Raw genomic sequence first — 18261 nt, forward strand, 5'->3', positions numbered from 1 at the left:
CGCAGAGGAGGCACGCCCATGACCGCCGACATCCGCCGTATCGACGACCGGATCTCCGTCGCCCGCAACTGGGGGAGGCGGACTTCGCGGAGATCGCCGCCCGCGGCTTCACCACCGTCATCAACAACCGCCCTGACGGCGAAGACCCAGGGCAGTTCCCCGCCGCCAGGGGGGCCGAGCTGGCCCACGCGGCGGGACTCGAGTATGTCCACATCCCCGTGACGACCCAGGGCCTGGGACCCGCGGATGTGCAGGCGTTCGCGGACGCCCTGGCAAGTTCCCCCGGCCCCGTCCTGGCCCACTGCCGCAGTGGAACCCGTTCCACCATCCTCTGGGCGATGGCGGCGGCGAAACAGGGGAAGCAGGCCCCGGACGAGATATTGCGGCTGGCGCAGGCTGCCGGATACGATCTTTCCGCACAACGCCCGATCCTGGAGGGATATGCGCGCCAAGCGGGGTGAGTGACCATTCCGTGCCCTTAAAAGCATTGTAAAGCATCCAGGGCTGTGCGAGTGTCCGGCCGATTGTCGGCACAAGACCGGCACGGGAGGGCGTAAGGGATATGGCACAGCGTTGGGCCCGTGGGCTCCTCGCATTGTTGTTTTGCCTGATCCTGGTCCAGGGGCTGACAGTCCCCGGGGCCACGACGGCCGCCGTGTCCCCCCGCATGGGTGCTCCCTCCTTCCACCAGGGGTTCGGGGAAGGCTCCGGCCATACCCCAAACTAGACGTGAAGGGCCTCGAGGCCGCCAACGGCCGTTCCGCCGGTGCGCTCCGTCGTGACGGGGTCTCCGACGGGCCGTCTGACGACCCGGTGACCACCCTTGTGGTGGTCGCCATCGCCTTGGTCTTCGCGCTGCCGCTGCGGGGCAGCGAGGTCGCCCGTTCCCTGACGATCGGGCTGACCCCGGAAGGCCGCCACCGCGAAGCAGGACGCTGCCCGACGGGTCCGCCCTGCCTCGCGGCTTGAGTGAAGCCGTCCGGCCACCGCGGGATGCCCCGGGGGCCTGACGACCGCGTTCCCTGAAACCGGCCCGAGCAACCCGTGACCCGGGTTCCGTGGCCCCGCATCCGGAACCGTGGCGTGGACGCCAGCCCGTGCAAGCGGGACGGCGCCCGTGACCCGGGCGTGATAGGAACCCGAACGGAAAACCGTTTGCCCCGGCAGACGGTTCCCGGGGTGGGGAGGATCGCGGCGGATGCCTCATCCCGTGGACCGAGCAACCGACCGATGTCATACCTGTCTCAGCAATCGCCATATCGGCGGCCAAAGCCGCCCATGACCGGGCGCTTGGTGGGCATCGGGCTGGTGGTCCTCCTGCATATCGGGCTGGTTTACGCCCTTATCACCGGCCTCGCCCGCGACCTCGTGAAGGAAGTCACGAAGGACATCGTGGTCGAGACGGTGGAAGAGCCGCCGCCGCCGCCGGAGGAACTGCCGCCGCCCCCGCCACCGCCGACGGACGTGCCGCCGCCGCCGCCCGCGGCGCTCCCGCCGCCGGTGATCAAGATCGAGAACCCGCCGCCCCAGCAGAACCCGCCGACGCAGGTGGTGCAGGAGACGGTGCAGCGGCAGGAGGCGTTCGCGCCGCCGGCCCCTCCGGGTCCGCCGGCTCCCCCGGCACCGCCCCAGGGCGGCTCGATCAACGTGAAGAGCCTCCAGACCAACCGGCCTGACTATCCTTCCCAGTCCATCCGGCTGGAGGAGGAAGGCACGACGCGCATGCGCCTCTATTGCAGCGCCGAGGGCCGGATCACGGAGGGCACGGTCGAGAAGTCCAGCGGCTATGAGCGGTTGGATAACGCTTGGCTGAACATGGCCAAGCGCGGTCGGTGGAAGTGCGACCCGCTGGTCCAGGACGGCAAGCCGACGGGGGCGTGGCTCCCCGCGGTGGTGCCGCTGACCTTCCGCCTGGAAGACGCCCGCTGACGCCCAGGGAACAGGTTTCCGTCCGAGACGAAACACCAAGGTATGGAACAGATTAAGATGAAGAGCATCCTCTCCGCCGCTGGCCGCCTCGCCGCCGTGGCCGCCATCGTCGCCCTGTCCGCGGGCCCGGCCTTCGCCCAGGCCCCCGCCACCCCGGCCCCGGGCGCCCCCGCCCCGACGGCCCCCGCCGCCCCGGCCGACCCGGCTGCCGCCCCCGCCGCCCCGGCTGCGACCGACCCGGCCGCCGCCCCGGCTGCCCCGCCGGCCACGGACCCCGCCGCCGCCCCGGCCCCGGAAGCCGGCGTGGGTGGTTCCGCCACCACGGAGACCATCGAGAACCCCTACGGCCTGAAGGCCATGTGGGAGCACGGTGACTTCGTGTCCAAGGGCACCCTGTTCATCATGATCATCATGTCCATGGGCACCTGGTACATCCTGGTGACCAAGCTGATCGAGCAGGGCATGCTGCTGTCCCAGGCGAAGGCCGCGGAGAAGAACTTCTGGACCGCCCCGAGCATCCAGGAGGGCGCCCAGCGCCTGAAGGCCTCCAGCGCCTTCCGCGCCCTGGTGGAGGACGGCCTGCGCGCCACCGAGCACCATGACGGCGCCATGACCGACCACATCGACCTGCACACCTGGGTGACCATGTCCCTGCAGCGTTCGGTGGACGCCATCAACGCCCGCCTGCAGGGCGGCCTGGCCTTCCTGGCCACCGTGGGCTCCACCGCCCCGTTCGTCGGCCTGTTCGGCACGGTGTGGGGCATCTATCACGCGCTGGTGAGCATCGGCGTGTCCGGCCAGGCCTCCATCGACAAGGTCGCGGGCCCCGTGGGTGAGGCGCTGATCATGACCGCCATCGGTCTGGCCGTCGCCGTGCCGGCGGTGCTGGCCTACAACTGGCTGACCCGCCGCAACAAGGCCGCCATGGACAAGCTGCGCAACTTCGCCGCTGACCTGCATGCCCTGCTGCTGGCCGGCCAGAAGGCCAACGGCACCGTGGCCCGGAGCGCCTGACAATGGCAATGAGCGTCGGCCCCGCTGAGGGCGAAGATGATGTGGTGTCGGAAATCAACACGACACCGCTCGTCGACGTGATGCTCGTGCTGCTGATCATTTTCCTCATCACCATCCCGGTGGCGATCCAGACCATCCCCGTGCAGCTTCCGCTGGAGCGGAACGTACCCACGGTGACCCGGCCTGAGAACGTGACCATCGCGGTGGACCGTGAAGGGAACCTGTACTGGAACGCGGTCGGCGTGGCGGACTACAACGCCCTGCTGGAGCGGATGAAGGAGATCGCGGTGCTGGACCCCCAGCCCGAGATCCACATCCGCGGTGACCGCAATGCCAAGTACGAGGCCATCGGCAAGGTGGTCTACAAGGCTCAGCAGGCGAGCATCTTCAAGATCGGCTTCATCACGGAGCCGCCCATGGGGGTCGCTGCCGCGCAGTGATGCGCGGCAGTACTCCGGGTTCGAATGGGAGACTGAACCATGGGTATGAGTGTCGGTGGTGGTGGCGCGGAAGAGGGTGAAGTCCCGCCCGTCATGAACACCACGCCGCTGATCGACGTGCTTCTGGTGCTGCTGGTGATGCTCATCATCACCATCCGGTCCAGACCCACGCCGTGAAGCTGGACATGCCAGTGAACAACCAGCCTCCTCCGCCAACGACGGAAGAGCCGCAGGTCATCAAGCTGGACGTGGACTTCGACGGCACCGTGTACTGGAACGGGGAGGTGATCCCCAACCGCCAGGACATGGAGTTCCGGATGCAGAATGCCGCGCAGCAGGCCGACCCGCCTGAGGTGCACCTGCGCCCGAACAAGCTGGTTGAGTACAAGCATGTGGCGGCGGTGCTCGCCTCGGCCCAGCGTCTCGGTCTGAACAAGATCGCGATGATCGGCAACGAGCAGTTCGCCGACTGACCGGTGGGGAGGGTGGCAGCGCCGCCACCCTCCCGCCGCTTTCGTCAGCCAATATCCGAATTCCCGGGCCCGCGTGACGCGCGAGCCCCTTGTCAGCAATCCCGCGCCGCTGGTCCCGGCCCGAGGACGCTTGTCCCGGGCAACGGCAGGGCGGTCGGCCAGACGTTGAGACAGGACGATGAACCGCACACGACTTTTCACCGCAGCCTTGCTCGGCTCCGCCCTCTCCGTCGGCATCATGGCCACCCTGGTCCCGAGCGATGCCTTCGCCCAGCGCGCCGGCGCCCAGAAGGAAGAGAAGAAGGCCGAGGACCCCGGCAAGGCACCCGAGGGTGACGCAGCCCGCCCAGCCGTGGGCACTCCGCTGAACGCGGCGCAGGAGCTGATCAAGCAGAAGAAGTACAAGGAGGCGTTGGCGAAGGTGAAGGAAGCCGACGCCGTTCCCAACAAGAACGCCTACGAGGACTTCCTCATCGACCAGATCCGCTTCATCGCCAGCCTGTACGGCGGCGACCTGGGCGTGGCGGAGAACACCTTTAACAACCTGGAGAAGACCGGCCGCCTGTCCCAGCAGCAGCAGGTTCAGTTCCTGCAGGCCCTGGCCGGCTCCTACTACAACAACAAGAACTATGAGAAGTCGCTGGCCCTGATCGACCGGTACTTCAAGGCGGGCGGCAACGACGCGCAGATGCGCGAGGTCCAGCAGGCCGCCAAGATGCAGTCCGGCGACGTCACCGGCGCCGCCAAGCAGGCCGCCGCCGACGTGGCCGCCGCCGAGAAGGCGGGCAAGGCGCCGGAGGAGAAAGACCTACGCCTGATGGCCCATGCCGCCAACCTGTCCAAGGACGAGGCGGGCTATGTGCTGGCGGTCGAGAAGCTGCTGAAGTACTACCCGAAGAAGGACTATTTCCAGGACCTGCTGATCCGCGCGCAGAAGAAGCCGACCTTCCGCCGCGACCGCCTGTCGGTGGACGTCTACCGGCTGATGAACGCCACCGGCCTGCTGGAGAAGCCGGAAGACTACATGGAGTTCGCGCAGCTCGCCCTGCAGGCCGGCGCGCCCGGCGAGGCGCAGCAGGTGGTGGAAAAGGGCTACCAGCTGGGCAAGCTGGGCCAGGGTGCGGACGCCGATCGCCACAAGCGCCTGCGCGACCTGATCGCCCGCAGCGTCGCGGAGGACAAGAAGGTGCTGGACAGCACCGCCGTCGAGGCTGCCAACCGCAACGACGGCGGCCCGCTGGTCCGCGTGGCGGAGGCCTATGCCGGCTATGGCCAGTATGACAAGGCCATCGCCAACATGGAGAAGGGCCTGGCCAAGGGCGGCTTGAAGAACCCGGAGGACGCCCGCCTGCGTCTGGGCACCTACTACCTGATGGCCGGCAACAAGGCGAAGGCCGAGCAGACCTTCAAGGCGGTCAAGGGTACCGACGGCACGGCCGACCTGGCCAAGCTGTGGGTGCTCTCCGGCGGCAAGGCCGTCTGACCATGGGGACCCGCGGCCAGTCAGAGCCGGCCGCGGAGGGACCCTGGCGGGGGAACCGGTCGCGGCGGAGCTGGAACCAGCCTACCGCCCGCGACTTGTCTACCCCGAGCGGGCCTTGCGCCTGCGTCGCGAGGGGCGTGTCGTGGTGGAGTTCAGGGTCGCCCAGGACGGGGCGACCCAGGACCTCCGTGTTCTGGAGGCGGAGCCGGCCGGCCTGTTCGAGGGCGCGGCCATGCGCTACGTCGCCGCGTTGCGCTACACCCCCAGTGACGTGGCCGGCCACCCTGTCCAGGGCCGGCACCGGTACATCGTCCGCTTCGAGTTGCGCGGCCAGCACGGCTGAGCGCGTCCCGGCGCCACTCCTCCGCTGCGCGTTGGCAATTCTTTACCGAGCTGTGGCATGATCCGGCCGTGCCGGCCCCGGCGGGTCGGCAGGGGCCGCCATCCGCGGCCCTTCAGTCGGATTTCAGGAGAACGCCCCCATGGGCAGCTTCAGCCTCTGGCATTGGGTCATCGTCCTCGTCGTCGTGCTGATCGTTTTCGGCACGGGCAAGCTCCCCAAGGCCATGGGCGACCTGGCCAAGGGCATGCAGGCGTTCCGCAAGGGCCTGAAGGACGACAGCGACGACAAGCAGGTCGTCGCCGCGAAGGAGGGGGAGGGCGCCCCCCGCGCCTGACCCGGGCGCCGGGTGCACCGGCGCCTTCGTCACCCCGACGATATAGCGGACCAGTTCCGGACGGGCGCGCGGTGCATGCCGCGCGCCCTTTTCCGTATGCGCGCGGCGTCCGAGGGGCAGGCCCCCCGCCATCCACGCCGCCCACCCCTTCCTGTGACGATCATAAGTGTTAACCTTTGGGTTACTCCCCCGCTTCATGATGGCTCCCGAATTTGGGCAATGTTATCCTCCTTCTACTCCGGTTTCGTTGGCACGAATACTGGATCAGAATTAGATCGGATTTCATTGCGCTTTCTGTGGATCGCGTGCGGACAGGAGGGGCAGGGGAATGAGCGGGGCTTCAACCGCCGCGGATTTGGTGGTCTTGTCGCGGGAGCGGGTGTCCGCCGGCCGGGCCTACCAGGACCTTGCCCGCGTCATCGAGCGGCTGCATCGCCGGTTCCTGGACGTGATCCGGATCGAGCTGGCCCGCCTGCGCCTGGACGACATCAGCCCGGTCCAGGCCCTGATGGTCATGACCATCGGCGGGGAGGAACTGTCGGTCCGTGACCTGATAGAGCGAGGCTACTACCTGGGCTCCAACGCCAGCTATAACCTGAAGTACCTGGTCGAGGCCGGTTATGTGGACCGGACCCAGAGCCAGCGCGACCGCCGCTCCGCCCGGCTGAAGCTGGCGCCCAAGGGCCTGGAGCTCTGGGGCGAGCTTCGCCGCATGGAGACCGGCCACATCGACAATCTGGCCCGCACCGACGCCGAGGCGACGGATGTGGAGGCCACCTATCGCACCCTGCGCCGCCTGGAACGGACCTGGACCGATGTCATCCGGTACGACGGTTCCGACTTCGAGTGACCGCCGCGCCCTGAGTGAAGGCGCCGCGAGGCGCCGCCCCGATATCACGATTTCAGCACGATTTTTCGTCGAACCCCGGCCTTTCCGAAGCCTGGGCGCGAAGCGTCGTGCCCTGTGCCGGCCCTATGGGAGGATCATGCCATGACTGTCGCCGCTACCGCCCTGTCCGTCTCCGACCTGACCAAGCTCCGCGCCGACAGTTCAGCCCAGGCGCGCATCGACACCATGGAAAAGGTCGTCGCCGACCTGGAGGCCGGCCGCCTTGCCGGTCGGGAGGCGGAGATCGCCCGGGACTTGCTGGAACGCTTCGCCAGGGACGCGGAGGTGGCGGTGCGCGAGGCCGTGGCCTGGCAGATCTACAACAGTCCGCTGCTGTCCGACGATTTGGCCCGGCAACTGGCCGACGATGTGGGGCATGTCGCCTTCCCGGTGCTGCGCCATAGCCTGAGGCTGCCGGACGACGTGCTGCTGGAGGTCATCGCCCAGCAGGATGGGCAGAAGCAGGTGGCCATCGCCGGCCGGCCCAACGTTTCCGCCGTCGTGTCCGACGCCATCGTGGAAAGCGCCAACCTCCGCGCCATCAACACCCTGCTGGTCAATGACGGGGCCGACATCCTGACCCTGACCCTGGAGAAGCTGGCCGACCGCTACGGCGACATGCCCCTGGTGGCGGAACCCCTGGCCGGCCGCGCCCAGCTTCCCCTGACCGTGGTGGAAAAGCTGGTCCACCGGGTGTCGGAGGGAATCCGCCAGGGCCTCGTCCAGCGCTACCACCTCTCGGCCCCCATGGTGGCGGAGCTGGTGACCCGGGCGCGGGAGGCCGCCACCATCCTGATGCTCCAGCCCCTGGCGCGGAAGGGCACGGACATGGCCCTGCTGGCCACCCACCTGCACGTTAACGGCCGCCTCACCCCGTCGCTGCTGTTCCGCGCCCTGTGCGGCGGCGATATCGGCCTGTTCCTGGCCGGCATGGCGGTGCGGGCCGGCATCGGCGCCGACAACGCCCGCACCCTGCTGCTGGATGACGGCCCCGCCGGCCTGAAGGCCCTGTTCGACAAGGCCCGCTTGTCCACCGTCCTGCTTCCGCCCTTCCGCTCCGCCATCAAGGTGCTGAAGGAGATGGGCTACCATGGGGAGGAGGAGCGCCGCCGTGCCTACCAGGTCAACGTCCTGGCCCGCGTCTACAAGGAGTGCGGCCATATCGAGGAGCGGGCGGTGGATGACCTGCTGATGCAGCTCTTCGACCAGAAGTCCGACGAGATGATCGACCAGGCCATGGAAATGGCCGCCATGCCCTTCGTCCCGCTGCGGGATGGCGAGGTGCGCGGGGCGCGGGTGTGAAAGCAAATCCTGGTGCGGGTGGGCATGGCCGAGCCCACCCGGGCGGTCATGGGTGGTCGTGTTCAGACCAGCTTGTCCAAGCCGCCTCCCGGCTTCCTCGGGGTGCCGCCCAGGAGCTGAACAGCCAAGTCTTCCACGCTTGCCTGGGTTTTGCCGGCTGCCATGTCGGATTTGAACAACCTGCCGGCCTCGGCGGACAAAGTAATCTTGTCGTTCGGCTGATTTTGTCGGGCCAGATAGGCAAGGGCGCGTTCTGACCCGCCCGGTTTATGTTTCTGGAAGTCGTCCATCACGGCTACCCATTCCTCGACCGCTGGCAGCTTCATGAACGCACGCCGATCCTTGGTGCCTGACTGGTCGGCCATGGCCTGCAACCGGTCACCCATCGCGGTGCGTATGTTGTTGTAGTCACGCACCTCACCCAAGGTGTGCAATCCGACTTTTTCCCCTAGGTTCGTCCAGACTTTGGTGTTCTGCTCATCTTCGGAAAGCGAGTCGACAAAGGCGCTCGCGGCTGCCGCAGATTGCTTCGCAAGTTCTGCAAATCGACGGAGTAGTTGGTCGTTCCCGCCGGCACCCGCAAGATTTGCCTTGTCCTGTGGGGAAGGGGGAGAATTGCTGCCGGCGCCGATATTCGTGCGATTGTCGATGGAAGTCATTTTGGGCCTTCCTGTGAGGGAGCGACCGGATTTTCCGGTGCCATTGTCCAATCTACTCGATTTTGCATACTACATCAAGCAACGCTAAGCGGGATTCGCATAATGCGCGTGGGCTGGCCGGCTTATGATCTGAATATGGCTGCGTCGGCTGCCTGCCAACCGGCGAAGCGCGGCAGCCCGGCTTTGGCCGTCCGGACCCGCCGCCCCAACCCGACCCTTCTCCTTCGAACGTAAGTTGGAACAAGCGTGAATGGGCCGGCGTTGACCCTGGCAACCGGCGGGACACAACCCGCCCTCCAGGACGGCGGAGCAGCCCGTGGCGGACGGCAAGGTCAGGGTGGCACTGGTGGGGGTCGGCAACTGCGCCTCCTCCCTGGTGCAAGGCATCGAGTATTACCGGCACGCGAATGACGACCTGCCCGTGCCGGGGCTGATGAACGTCAAGCTGGGCGGCTACCATGTGGGTGACGTGGAGGCCGTGGCGGCCTTCGATGTCTCGCGGGAGAAGGTGGGCCTGGACCTGGCCGACGCCATCCTGGCCCCGCCGAACAATACCCAGATCTTCGCCAAGGTGCCGCGCACCGGCGTCACGGTCCGCCGCGGCCCCACCCTGGACGGGTTGGGCGCCTATCTCCGCCAAGCCGTGCCGGAATCCGATGAGCGCCCCTGCGACGTGGCCCGAGTGCTGCGCGACAGCGGCGCCCAGGTGCTGGTCAGCTACCTGCCCGTCGGCTCGCAGAAGGCCACGGAATACTATGCCGAGCAGGCCCTGGCCGCCGGCTGCGCCTTCGTCAACTGCATCCCCGTCTTCATCGCCAGCCGGCCGGAGTGGCGCCAGCGTTTCGAGGAGAAGCGGCTGCCCCTGATCGGCGACGACATCAAGTCCCAGGTGGGCGCCACCATCGTCCACCGGGTGCTGGCCAACCTGTTCCGGGAGCGGGGGGTGAAGCTGGACCGCACCTACCAGCTGAACTTCGGCGGCAACAGCGACTTCATGAACATGCTGGAGCGGGACCGGCTGGAGTCCAAGAAGATCTCCAAGACCCGCGCCGTCACCAGCCAGATGGACATCCCCCTGTCCAACGACGACGCCCATGTGGGCCCCAGCGACTATGTGCCGTGGCTCCAGGACCGCAAATGGTGCCACATCCGCATGGAAGGCACCGCCTTCGGCGACGTGCCCCTGAACCTGGAGCTGAAGCTGGAGGTCTGGGACAGCCCCAACTCCGCCGGGGTGGTGATCGATGCCGTGCGCTGCGCCCGGCTGGCCCTGGACCGCGGCATCGGCGGCGCGTTGGAAGGGCCCAGCAGCTATTTCATGAAGTCCCCCCCGCGCCAGTTCACCGACGCGGACGCCCGCGCCCGCACCCGCGCCTTCATCGACGGGGCCCAAGCCGTCGGGCCGGGTGACTGATGCCCCGTTCCCGGGTTGAAGGGGTTCCTGCCGCCGCGGGAGGCATATGTGAAGCTTGTCGTCTTCGGCCTCACCATCAGCTCGTCCTGGGGCAACGGCCACGCCACCCTGTGGCGGGGGCTGTGTGCTGCCCTGGCGCGGCTAGGGCACACGGTCGTCTTTTTCGAAAAGGACCAGTACTGGTACGCCAACAACCGGGACCTCTGGGAACTGCCCGGCGGGGAGCTTGTGCTCTACCAGCGGTGGGAGGAGGCGCTGCCCATCGCCCGGCGCCATTTGGCCGATGCCGATGCCAGCATGGTCACCAGCTACTGCCCCGACGGCATCGCCGCCACGGAGCTGGTGCTGGAGGAGGGGCGGTCCCTGCGCACCTTCTATGATCTGGACACCCCCGTCACCCTGGCCGCGCTGGATGCGGGGGAGGAGCTGTCCTACATCGGCCCCGGCGGCCTGTCCGGCTTCGACCTGGTGCTGAGCTATACGGGCGGGGAGGCGCTGACCGCCTTGCAGCGCCGGCTGGGCGCCCGGGCCGTGGCGCCCCTCTATGGCCATGTGGACCCGTCCGTGCACCGTCCCGTGCCGCGCCAGGACCATTACCGCGCCGACCTGTCCTATATCGGCACCTATGCGGAGGACCGGCAGCAGGCGCTGGAGACGCTGTTCGTCCAGCCCGCCCGTGCCTTGCCGCGACGGCGCTTCCTGATCGCCGGGTCCCAGTACCCGCAGGATTTTCCCTGGACCGACAACATCTGGTTCGTCCGCCACCTGCCGCCGAGCGAGCACCCGGCCTTCTTCTGCTCCAGCCGGCTGACCCTGAACGTCACCCGCGCCGCCATGGCCGCCATGGGCTGGTGCCCCTCGGGCCGCCTGTTCGAGGCGGCGGCCTGCGGCGCGCCCATCCTGTCCGACTGGTGGCAGGGGCTGGACGCCTTCCTGGTGCCGGGGGAGGAAATCCTGGTAGCCCGCACGGCCGATGAGGCCCGGGCTGCCATCGACCTGCCCGACGCAGACCTGCGCCGCGTGGCGGCGGCCGCCCGCGCCAAGGTTCTGGACCGCCATACCAGCGACGCCCGCGCCCTGGACCTGCTGGCCGCGCTCGAGGGCGCCCGGCGACCGGCGCGGGCCCCGAACACCGGCCACGCCAGGCCGGACCACCACACCCAAGGGGGCTGAACCCATGTGGGGCATCGTACCCGCCGCCGGCAGCGGCACGCGAATCCAGCCACTCGCCTTTTCCAAGGAGCTGCTGCCCGTGGGCAGCCGCCAGGACGGCGACACCGAGCGTCCCCGTGCCGTCAGCGAGTATCTGCTGGAGCGGATGGTGCTCGGCGGGGCGGACAAGGTCTGCTTCGTCATCGGCCCCGGCAAGTCCGACATCCTGGAATACTACGCCGGCGGCTACGGCACCGCCGCCATCGCCTATGTGGTCCAGCCGCGGCCGGGCGGGCTGTGCGACGCCATCTTCCGCGCCTGCCCGCTGATCCCCAAGGACGAGCCGGTGATCGTCGGCCTGCCCGACACGGTCTGGTTCCCGGAGGACGCGTTGCGCCACCTGCCCGACGACCGGCTGGGCTTCCTGCTGTTCCCGGTGGACCGGCCGGCCCTGTTCGACGCCGTCGTCACCGCCCCCGATGGGACGGTGGAGGAAATCCAGGTGAAGCGCGCCGACGCCGCGACCGACTGGATCTGGGGCGCCTTCAAGATGCCCGGCCATGTGCTGCACGAGCTGCACGACCTCTGGCGGGAGCGGGATCGCCGGGACGAGTACATGGGCACCCTGGTCAACGCCTGGATCGCCCGCGGTGGCAAGGCGGTGGGGGTGAAGGCGGGGGAATCCTACGTGGACGTGGGCACCATCCATGGCTACCGCAGTGCCATGACCCTGCTGTCCGGCCAGGACCCGGTGGGCCTGTCCGGGGCCGCTTCCGCGCTGAGGGCCATCGACCGTGACGGCGGGGGCCCCTGGCTCGCCACCCCGCCCACCATCCCCGGCGGCCGGTGAGAGGGGAGGGACCATGCCCATGGACAGCCTGCCCCCGCGCCTTGACCGGGATGACATCCGCCGCCGGGTGGAGGCCCTCGGCCCCTGGTTCCACAACATGGACGTCGGCGGCGTGCGCACCGCGCCCGAGCACTTCCTGGGCGACTATCCCCAGGTGAAGTGGCGCGGCTTCGCCCACGCGATCCCGGCGGACCTGACCGGCAAGTCGGTGCTCGACATTGGTTGCAACGCCGGCTTCTATGCCCTTGAAATGAAACGCCGCGGGGCGGAAACGGTGGTGGGCATCGACGAGGATGACCGCTACCTGGCCCAGGCCCGCCTGGCGGCGGAGGTGGCCGGCGCGGACATCGAGTTCCGCAACCTCTCCGTCTATGACGTGGCCAGGCTGGGCCGCCGCTTCGACGTGGTCCTGTTCATGGGGGTGCTCTACCACCTCCGCCACCCGCTCCTGGCCCTGGACCTGATCCACGAGCATGTGGCCGGCGACCTGCTGGTGTTCCAGTCCATGCAGCGGGGCAGCGCCGGGGTCGACCCGGTGGAACCCGACTATGACTTTGCCGAGACGGCGCATTTCGACAGCCCCGGCTATCCCAAGCTGCACTTCATCGAGCAGGACTACGCCCACGACTGGACCAACTGGTGGGTACCCAACGCGGCCTGCGCCGAGGCCATGTTGCGCAGCGCCGGCTTCCAGGTGACCGACCACCCGGAGCAGGAGGTCTACATCTGCCGCCGCGTGGAGACCCCGCATGGGATTGGGGCCGTCTACCCGGCCCGCGGCGTTTGAGCTTCGCGTGGGCGTTCCCGGATCGTCCGGGAACGCCACGGCGGCGACCGCCGCCGCGCGGGCAGGTGCCCGCGTAAGCCAAGCCGCCGGAGGCGGTGCCGGCGTTTGACGAACAGGAAGAGATAGAAGGACTGCCCATGCTCGACAGCGTGATGATCTGGAACGAGCCCAACAACAAGTCCCATTGGGACATCGAGCTGGACCGGGACTGGGCGATGTTCGCGGAGATGGCCCGCCTGGCCGGCAAGGCGGTGGGGGAGGCCTGCCCGGGCCTGCCACGGGTGCTGGGCGGTATCAGCCCCATCGACCCCAACTTCATCCGCAACATGGCGGAAAGGGGCGCCCTGGACACCATGGACGCCGTGGCCGTGCACGGCTTCCCCTTGGACTGGAACCACTGGCAGCTCAACGACTGGCCGTCCAAGCTGGAGGAGATCCGCCAGGTCACCTCCAAGGAGCTGTGGGTGTCGGAGGTGGGCATCAGCACCTTCGGGGCGGAGGAGGTGCAGGAGTTCGGCCTGAAGCGCACGGCGGAGCTGCTCATCGGCCGGGTGCCGCGCATCCACTGGTACAGCCTGTTCGACCTGCCCAAGGCCTGGCCGGCCACCACCCGCCACCGGGAGGCGGAGGGCTCCAGCTACTATCGCCACTTCTACATGGGCCTGGTGCGGGAGGACATGACGGAGAAGCTGGCCTACAGGCATTTCAGCGCCTTCACGCCGGAGGTCGGCCTCTGCCAGTGGTTCCATTTCGAGGACCACCGGCTGGAGGAAGCGGTGCGCCGCATGAAGGAACTGGGCGTCACCTACCTGCGCACCGGCCTGTCCTGGGCCGATTACTACCGGCCCAATGCGCTTGACTGGTTCGACCGGCAGATGGAGGCCCTGGCCGACTTCAAGGTCACCGTCACCTATTGCTTCACGCCGGAGCACAAGGGCCTGGGGGAGACGCCGAACTACACCAGCCCGCCCCTGGACCCGCGGGAGTTCGCCGATTTCTGCGCCGAGATGACCCGCCGTTACGCGCCCAAGCCTGGGCGCCAGGCACAGGAGGCGGCGCCCGCCATGGGTCTGGCGCCGACAGGCGCTTGACCCCCGCCAGGGCCAACCGGCCCGGCATCATCCGCGGCATCCCGCTGGCGGAGGCCTTCCTGCACGACCTCGGCCCCAGCGGCCCCGGCGTGCTGGACGCGCGGCGCGTGGCCCTGGTCTGCGCCCACCCGGATGATGAGACCATCGGCCTGGGCGCCCAGCTCCCCCGCCTGGCGGGGGTGCGGGTGATCCATGTGACCGACGGCGCCCCCGCCGACATGCGCGACGCCGTCTCCCACGGCTTCGCCACGCGGGAGGACTATGCCCAGGCCCGGCGGGACGAGCTGGAGTCCGCCATGGCCGTGGCGGGCATCCCGCCGGTGCGGCTGGTGGGGCTGGGCATCGCCGACCAAGAGGCCTGCCAGGTCATGGCCGGCATCGCCCGCCGGCTGGCCGAACTGGTGGACCAGAAGGATATCGGCATCATCCTGACCCACGCATTCGAGGGTGGCCACCCCGACCATGACAGCACCTGCTTCGCCGTCCACGCCGCCGCGGCCCTGCTGCGGCTGGAGGGCCGGCCCGCCCCGGTGATCCTGGAGTTCACCGGCTACCACACGGGCCCGGACGGCAACCTGGAGTCCGGCATCTTCCTGCCCGACCCCGGCAAGCCCGAGGAACTGGCCATGCCCCTGGCGGAGGAGGACCGGGACCTGAAGCGCCGCCTGCTGGACTGCCACAAGAGCCAGGCCGCCGTGCTGGTGCAGTTCCCCCTGGTACCGGAGCGGGTGCGCGTCGCACCCACCTACGACTTCTTCCAGCCACCCTTCGCCCAGGCCTGGTACGACCAGTTCTCCTGGGGCTGCACGGCGGACCGCTGGCGCGACATGGCGGCAGAGGCCATCGCCCAGCTCGGCCTGGAGGCGCCGCCATGGGCCTGACCATCCTGCAGGTGGGCTACCCGCTCGCCCCCGTCGGCCCGGATACGGTGGGCGGGGCGGAGCAGGTGCTTTACCACCTGGACGCCGGCTTGGTTGCCCGCGGCCACCGCTCCCTGGTCGTCGCCCCGGAAGGCTCCCGCCCTGCCGGCGACCTGGTCCCCGTGCCGGCCGTCAGCGGCAGCCTGGATGGCCCCGTCCGGCAGCAGGCCCAGGCCCGCCATGCCCGGGCCATCGAAAGGGCCTTGGACCGTTACGGGATCGATCTGGTCCACCTGCACGGCATCGACGCCTTCAGCTACCTGCCCCCGCCCGGCGTGCCCGTGCTGGTCACCCTGCACCTGCCCCCATCCTGGTACCCCGCGGAAACCTGGGGGCAGGGGCGGCCTGATACCTGGCTTGTTCCGGTATCGGAACACCAGCGGCGCCAGTGCCCGGACAGCCCGGCCCTGCTGCCGCCCGTGCTGAATGGCGTCCCGGCGAAGGCCCTCTCCAGCCCCTACGGCAAGCGCAACCTGCTGGCCGCCATGGGACGCATCTGCCCGGAAAAGGGCTTCGAGCATGCGGTGGACGCGGCCAAGGCCGCCGGCAAGCCCCTGCTGCTGGCCGGAAAGCTCTATGCCTACGGCGCCCACCAGGATTATTTCGAGAACGTACTGACCCCGCGCCTCGACAGCCGACGCCGCTTCATCGGCCCGCTCGGCTTCCTCGGCAAGCGGCACCTGCTCGGCATGGCCCGGGCCCTGCTGGTGCCCAGCCTGTGTGAGGAGACCAGCTCCCTCTCCAGCATGGAGGCGCTGGCCTGCGGCACCCCCGTCATCGCCTTCCCCAATGGCGCCCTGCCAGAGGTGGTGGAGCATGGCGTCACCGGCTTCATCGTCCCCGACGCCGCGGCCATGGCCGACGCCATCGCCGATCTGGGGCACATCGACCCCGAGGCCTGCCGTGCCACCGCCCGCGCCCGGTTCTCCCTCGACGCCATGGTGGAGTCCTACCTGGCCACCTACCGCCGCATCCTCGGCCGCGAGGCCCGCACGGAGGCGGCGTGAGGACGGTCCACGGCCTGGAAGCCTTGCGCGCCCTCGAGCCCGCCTGGTGGCACCTCTGGCACGCCGACCCCCACGCCACGCCCTTCCACAGCCCTGCGTGGCTGCTGCCTTGGGCGGAAGTGTTCCAACCGGGGAGTTGCCTGGCGGTTGTTGGCTCTGTCGATGTTGGCAACCGTAAACCCGGCGCAAGCTACGGCATCCGAGGCGCGCTTTCCGGTAGGGAGATTGGTCGAACGGCGCCCCCGCGTCCCCTCCCCCATAGGGGGAGGGACAGGGAGAGGGGTTGTCTTGTCTCCGGAAAGGGAGCCTGCGGACAAGCGCCTGCTGTCCCGATCTGGCCACCCCTCTCCCTGTCCCTCTCCCCCTGGGAGAGGGGACGGAACGGTGAGGTTCGACCTAACTCCACTCAGCACCCAAGGCTCTCCGCGGCCCCGGATGAAACTTGGAATGAAGGACGTGGTGCCGAGTCAGGGAACATCACCTTCCTCCTCCCGCTCTTCACCCTGGACGGTGGCCGCCACGTCCTCCCCCTCGGCGCCGGTACCACCGACTGGCTCGGCCCCCTGTCCACCCATCCCGCGGAAGCCCCGATCCCCTGGCCCGACACGGCCGTCCTGATCGACCTTCCCGGCCTGCCCCTACCACCCCATCCCTGCCGCCCCCGCCCGGCTGGCGGGAGAAGGGCGGGGAGGGGGAGCCGTGCCCCGCCCTGGACTTGCCAGCGACCTTTCCCAGATCCCACCGCCAGAACCTGCGCACCGCCCGCAACCGGCTGGACCGCCTGGGCAGGGTCGCCATCCGCCAAGTTTCCGGCCCCGACATCTCCCCCGCCCTGGACGCCCTGTTCACCCTGCACGCCGCCCGCTGGCAGCAGGATGGGGAGGCCGGGGTCCTGGCCGACCCGCTGGTGCAGGCTTTCCACCGCCAGGCCGCCCCCTTGCTGGATGCTGCCGGCCTGCTCCGCCTCTACGCCCTGGACCTGGACGGGCGGACCGTGGCCGTCCTCTACGGCCTCGCCGCCAAGGGCCGGTTCCACTACTACATCGGCGGCCACGACCCAGCCCTGGCCGCGTGCAGCCCCGGCAGCCTGCTCTTGTCCCACGCCATCGACCGGGCCACGGCAGAGGGTTGCACCCTGTTCGACTTCCTGCGTGGCCAGGAGCCCTACAAATACCGCTGGGGCGCCACCGACCGGCCCAGCCATTGGCGCCGCTTTACCCGGGACCTGCCATGAGCACGAACCTGTCCCCCATCGGCATCCGCTGGACGATCGGCGCCGTCAGCGAACGCGGCTTCCAGGCCCTTCGCCTGTCCATCCTCGGCGCCCGGAAAATCTTCGGCCCCAGCGCCGCCTATGCCGTCGTCGTCAATACCCTGAACCCGGCGGACGCCCGCGCCCGCGCCGGCGACATCCCGCCAGAGGTGGAATGGTTGCCCGCCGGCGACTTGCCGGATGGCCTCGCCCGATTCCTCGGCCCCGACATGGCGGAGGGGTGGCCTGGAAGCTGGCGCCCTTGCGCCTGTTCCCGGATCGCTGGGAAGTGGCCCTGGACAACGACCTCATCCTCTGGGACCTGCCGCCATCCCTGGGGACTTGGCTGGCCGATGGGACAGGGCGCGCTGCCTGTTGGCGGAGGATGTGGAGCGCGCCCATGGCGCCTTCGACCATCTCTGCGGCCCGGACAACCTGAACACCGGCATCCGCGGCTTCCCGCCCGGCTTCGACCTGGAATCCGCGCTCCTCGCCATCCTGCGCCAGCACCCGGCGCCCCTGTCTGGGGAACTTGACGAGCAAGGGTTGCAGGTGGCCGCCCTCCAGAAACAGAAAACCCCCGCCGTGGTCCGCACGGCGGAGGTCAGCATCTGCTCCCCCTTCTGGCCGAAGAAGCCGGAGTTGGGCAGCCACGGCGCCCATTTCGTCGGCCTGAACGCCCGCAACCTGCCCTGGGACTGGTACGGCCGCCCGGCCAGCGACTGCCAGAACGAGAACTTCGACCGTTGGGCGCCGGAGATGGCGCGACGTGTAGCCTAGACCTGTTTCCAGCCGGCTGGAAACAGGTCTCGCTGTCCGTGTCCCTCAGACGCCGGCGCCGCATCCGCGGCTTGGCTTACGCGGCCACGAGGCCGCGCGGCGGCAGTCGCCGCCGAAGCGTGTTTCCGCTCACCGGAAACAC

General features: G+C 69.0%; 22 protein-coding genes. 21 read left to right on the forward strand and 1 reads right to left on the reverse strand.

Annotated features, from left to right (window positions below; translation table 11 throughout):
- Nucleotides 1–119 precede the first annotated feature (119 nt).
- The 12 genes from HHL28_RS04135 (at nt 120) to HHL28_RS04185 (ending at nt 8207) form a co-directional block, all read left to right on the forward strand.
- Nucleotides 120–461 (forward strand): TIGR01244 family sulfur transferase, encoded by a 342-nt coding sequence (locus tag HHL28_RS04135; RefSeq protein ID WP_404326870.1) that lies wholly within the window; start codon nt 120–122, stop codon nt 459–461.
- Between the two features lie 268 nt (nt 462–729).
- Entirely contained in the window at nt 730–969 is a 240-nt protein-coding gene (locus HHL28_RS04140; protein ID WP_169654754.1) for a hypothetical protein, read from the forward strand.
- Between the two features lie 309 nt (nt 970–1278).
- Complete coding sequence (locus HHL28_RS04145; protein WP_075770009.1) at nt 1279–1929, forward strand: energy transducer TonB; 651 nt, start codon at nt 1279–1281, stop codon at nt 1927–1929.
- Nucleotides 1930–1986: 57 nt separating this feature from the next.
- Nucleotides 1987–2943 (forward strand): MotA/TolQ/ExbB proton channel family protein, encoded by a 957-nt coding sequence (locus tag HHL28_RS04150; protein ID WP_404326465.1) that lies wholly within the window; start codon nt 1987–1989, stop codon nt 2941–2943.
- A gap of 44 nt (nt 2944–2987) precedes the next feature.
- A complete protein-coding gene (locus HHL28_RS04155; protein WP_449687298.1) occupies nt 2988–3383 on the forward strand; it encodes an ExbD/TolR family protein in 396 nt (131 codons plus the stop codon).
- A gap of 39 nt (nt 3384–3422) precedes the next feature.
- Nucleotides 3423–3560 (forward strand): hypothetical protein, encoded by a 138-nt coding sequence (locus tag HHL28_RS18305; RefSeq protein WP_404326467.1) that lies wholly within the window; start codon nt 3423–3425, stop codon nt 3558–3560.
- Nucleotides 3561–3568: 8 nt separating this feature from the next.
- Entirely contained in the window at nt 3569–3856 is a 288-nt protein-coding gene (locus tag HHL28_RS04160; protein ID WP_404326469.1) for an ExbD/TolR family protein, read from the forward strand.
- Between the two features lie 178 nt (nt 3857–4034).
- Entirely contained in the window at nt 4035–5339 is a 1305-nt protein-coding gene (locus HHL28_RS04165; protein WP_169654758.1) for a hypothetical protein, read from the forward strand.
- A gap of 115 nt (nt 5340–5454) precedes the next feature.
- Entirely contained in the window at nt 5455–5682 is a 228-nt protein-coding gene (locus HHL28_RS04170; protein WP_169654760.1) for an energy transducer TonB, read from the forward strand.
- A 139-nt stretch (nt 5683–5821) separates the two neighbouring features.
- The gene (locus HHL28_RS04175; RefSeq protein ID WP_075770014.1) at nt 5822–6016 is read left to right on the forward strand and encodes a twin-arginine translocase TatA/TatE family subunit; all 195 of its coding nucleotides are present in this window, start codon (nt 5822–5824) and stop codon (nt 6014–6016) included.
- Nucleotides 6017–6344: 328 nt separating this feature from the next.
- Nucleotides 6345–6866 carry a MarR family winged helix-turn-helix transcriptional regulator gene (locus HHL28_RS04180; protein WP_075770015.1) on the forward strand — a complete coding sequence of 174 codons (522 nt, stop codon included), beginning with the start codon at nt 6345–6347 and terminating at the stop codon, nt 6864–6866.
- A 141-nt stretch (nt 6867–7007) separates the two neighbouring features.
- Entirely contained in the window at nt 7008–8207 is a 1200-nt protein-coding gene (locus HHL28_RS04185) for a DUF2336 domain-containing protein (RefSeq protein WP_075770016.1), read from the forward strand.
- Nucleotides 8208–8269: 62 nt separating this feature from the next.
- Here HHL28_RS04185 and HHL28_RS04190 read toward each other — a convergent pair whose 3' ends face one another.
- Nucleotides 8270–8866 carry a hypothetical protein gene (locus tag HHL28_RS04190; protein ID WP_169654762.1) on the reverse strand — a complete coding sequence of 199 codons (597 nt, stop codon included), beginning with the start codon at nt 8864–8866 and terminating at the stop codon, nt 8270–8272.
- A gap of 316 nt (nt 8867–9182) precedes the next feature.
- On the opposite strand from HHL28_RS04190, the gene HHL28_RS04195 reads away from it, so the two are divergent.
- From HHL28_RS04195 to HHL28_RS18310, 9 genes are all read left to right on the forward strand, one after another.
- Complete coding sequence (locus tag HHL28_RS04195) at nt 9183–10280, forward strand: inositol-3-phosphate synthase (RefSeq protein WP_075770018.1); 1098 nt, start codon at nt 9183–9185, stop codon at nt 10278–10280.
- A 48-nt stretch (nt 10281–10328) separates the two neighbouring features.
- Nucleotides 10329–11453, forward strand: a complete 1125-nt coding sequence (locus HHL28_RS04200; protein WP_075770019.1) for a CgeB family protein — start codon at nt 10329–10331, stop codon at nt 11451–11453.
- A 4-nt stretch (nt 11454–11457) separates the two neighbouring features.
- A complete protein-coding gene (locus HHL28_RS04205) occupies nt 11458–12282 on the forward strand; it encodes a sugar phosphate nucleotidyltransferase (RefSeq protein ID WP_075770020.1) in 825 nt (274 codons plus the stop codon).
- 13 nt (nt 12283–12295) lie between these two features.
- Nucleotides 12296–13069, forward strand: a complete 774-nt coding sequence (locus tag HHL28_RS04210) for a TIGR04290 family methyltransferase (protein ID WP_404326474.1) — start codon at nt 12296–12298, stop codon at nt 13067–13069.
- 137 nt (nt 13070–13206) lie between these two features.
- Nucleotides 13207–14160 (forward strand): beta-xylosidase, encoded by a 954-nt coding sequence (locus HHL28_RS04215; RefSeq protein WP_075770022.1) that lies wholly within the window; start codon nt 13207–13209, stop codon nt 14158–14160.
- Entirely contained in the window at nt 14157–15041 is an 885-nt protein-coding gene (locus HHL28_RS04220; protein WP_169654764.1) for a PIG-L deacetylase family protein, read from the forward strand. Before HHL28_RS04215 ends, HHL28_RS04220 begins: the two co-directional genes overlap by 4 nt.
- Nucleotides 15032–16087 (forward strand): glycosyltransferase family 4 protein, encoded by a 1056-nt coding sequence (locus tag HHL28_RS04225; protein ID WP_075770023.1) that lies wholly within the window; start codon nt 15032–15034, stop codon nt 16085–16087. The genes HHL28_RS04220 and HHL28_RS04225 overlap by 10 nt, the downstream gene beginning before the upstream one ends.
- Before the next feature lie 715 nt (nt 16088–16802).
- Nucleotides 16803–17321, forward strand: a complete 519-nt coding sequence (locus HHL28_RS04230) for a GNAT family N-acetyltransferase (RefSeq protein WP_075770024.1) — start codon at nt 16803–16805, stop codon at nt 17319–17321.
- A 360-nt stretch (nt 17322–17681) separates the two neighbouring features.
- Entirely contained in the window at nt 17682–18119 is a 438-nt protein-coding gene (locus HHL28_RS18310) for a hypothetical protein (protein WP_404326476.1), read from the forward strand.
- Nucleotides 18120–18261: the final 142 nt, after the last annotated feature.

Origin of the sequence: Aerophototrophica crusticola, from assembly GCF_012913305.1 — a bacterium.
In the GTDB taxonomy this organism is placed as follows: domain Bacteria; phylum Pseudomonadota; class Alphaproteobacteria; order Azospirillales; family Azospirillaceae; genus Niveispirillum; species Niveispirillum crusticola.

Coding starts and splice junctions, on each gene's coding strand:
- HHL28_RS04145 (WP_075770009.1), top strand. CDS start 1,279: ATGACCGGGCGCTTGGTGGGCATCGGGCTGGTGGTCCTCCTGCATATC.
- HHL28_RS04150 (WP_404326465.1), top strand. CDS start 1,987: ATGAAGAGCATCCTCTCCGCCGCTGGCCGCCTCGCCGCCGTGGCCGCC.
- HHL28_RS18305 (WP_404326467.1), top strand. CDS start 3,423: ATGGGTATGAGTGTCGGTGGTGGTGGCGCGGAAGAGGGTGAAGTCCCG.
- HHL28_RS04160 (WP_404326469.1), top strand. CDS start 3,569: ATGCCAGTGAACAACCAGCCTCCTCCGCCAACGACGGAAGAGCCGCAG.
- HHL28_RS04165 (WP_169654758.1), top strand. CDS start 4,035: ATGAACCGCACACGACTTTTCACCGCAGCCTTGCTCGGCTCCGCCCTC.
- HHL28_RS04175 (WP_075770014.1), top strand. CDS start 5,822: ATGGGCAGCTTCAGCCTCTGGCATTGGGTCATCGTCCTCGTCGTCGTG.
- HHL28_RS04180 (WP_075770015.1), top strand. CDS start 6,345: ATGAGCGGGGCTTCAACCGCCGCGGATTTGGTGGTCTTGTCGCGGGAG.
- HHL28_RS04185 (WP_075770016.1), top strand. CDS start 7,008: ATGACTGTCGCCGCTACCGCCCTGTCCGTCTCCGACCTGACCAAGCTC.
- HHL28_RS04190 (WP_169654762.1), bottom strand. CDS start 8,866: ATGACTTCCATCGACAATCGCACGAATATCGGCGCCGGCAGCAATTCT.
- HHL28_RS04205 (WP_075770020.1), top strand. CDS start 11,458: ATGTGGGGCATCGTACCCGCCGCCGGCAGCGGCACGCGAATCCAGCCA.
- HHL28_RS04210 (WP_404326474.1), top strand. CDS start 12,296: ATGCCCATGGACAGCCTGCCCCCGCGCCTTGACCGGGATGACATCCGC.
- HHL28_RS04215 (WP_075770022.1), top strand. CDS start 13,207: ATGCTCGACAGCGTGATGATCTGGAACGAGCCCAACAACAAGTCCCAT.
- HHL28_RS04225 (WP_075770023.1), top strand. CDS start 15,032: ATGGGCCTGACCATCCTGCAGGTGGGCTACCCGCTCGCCCCCGTCGGC.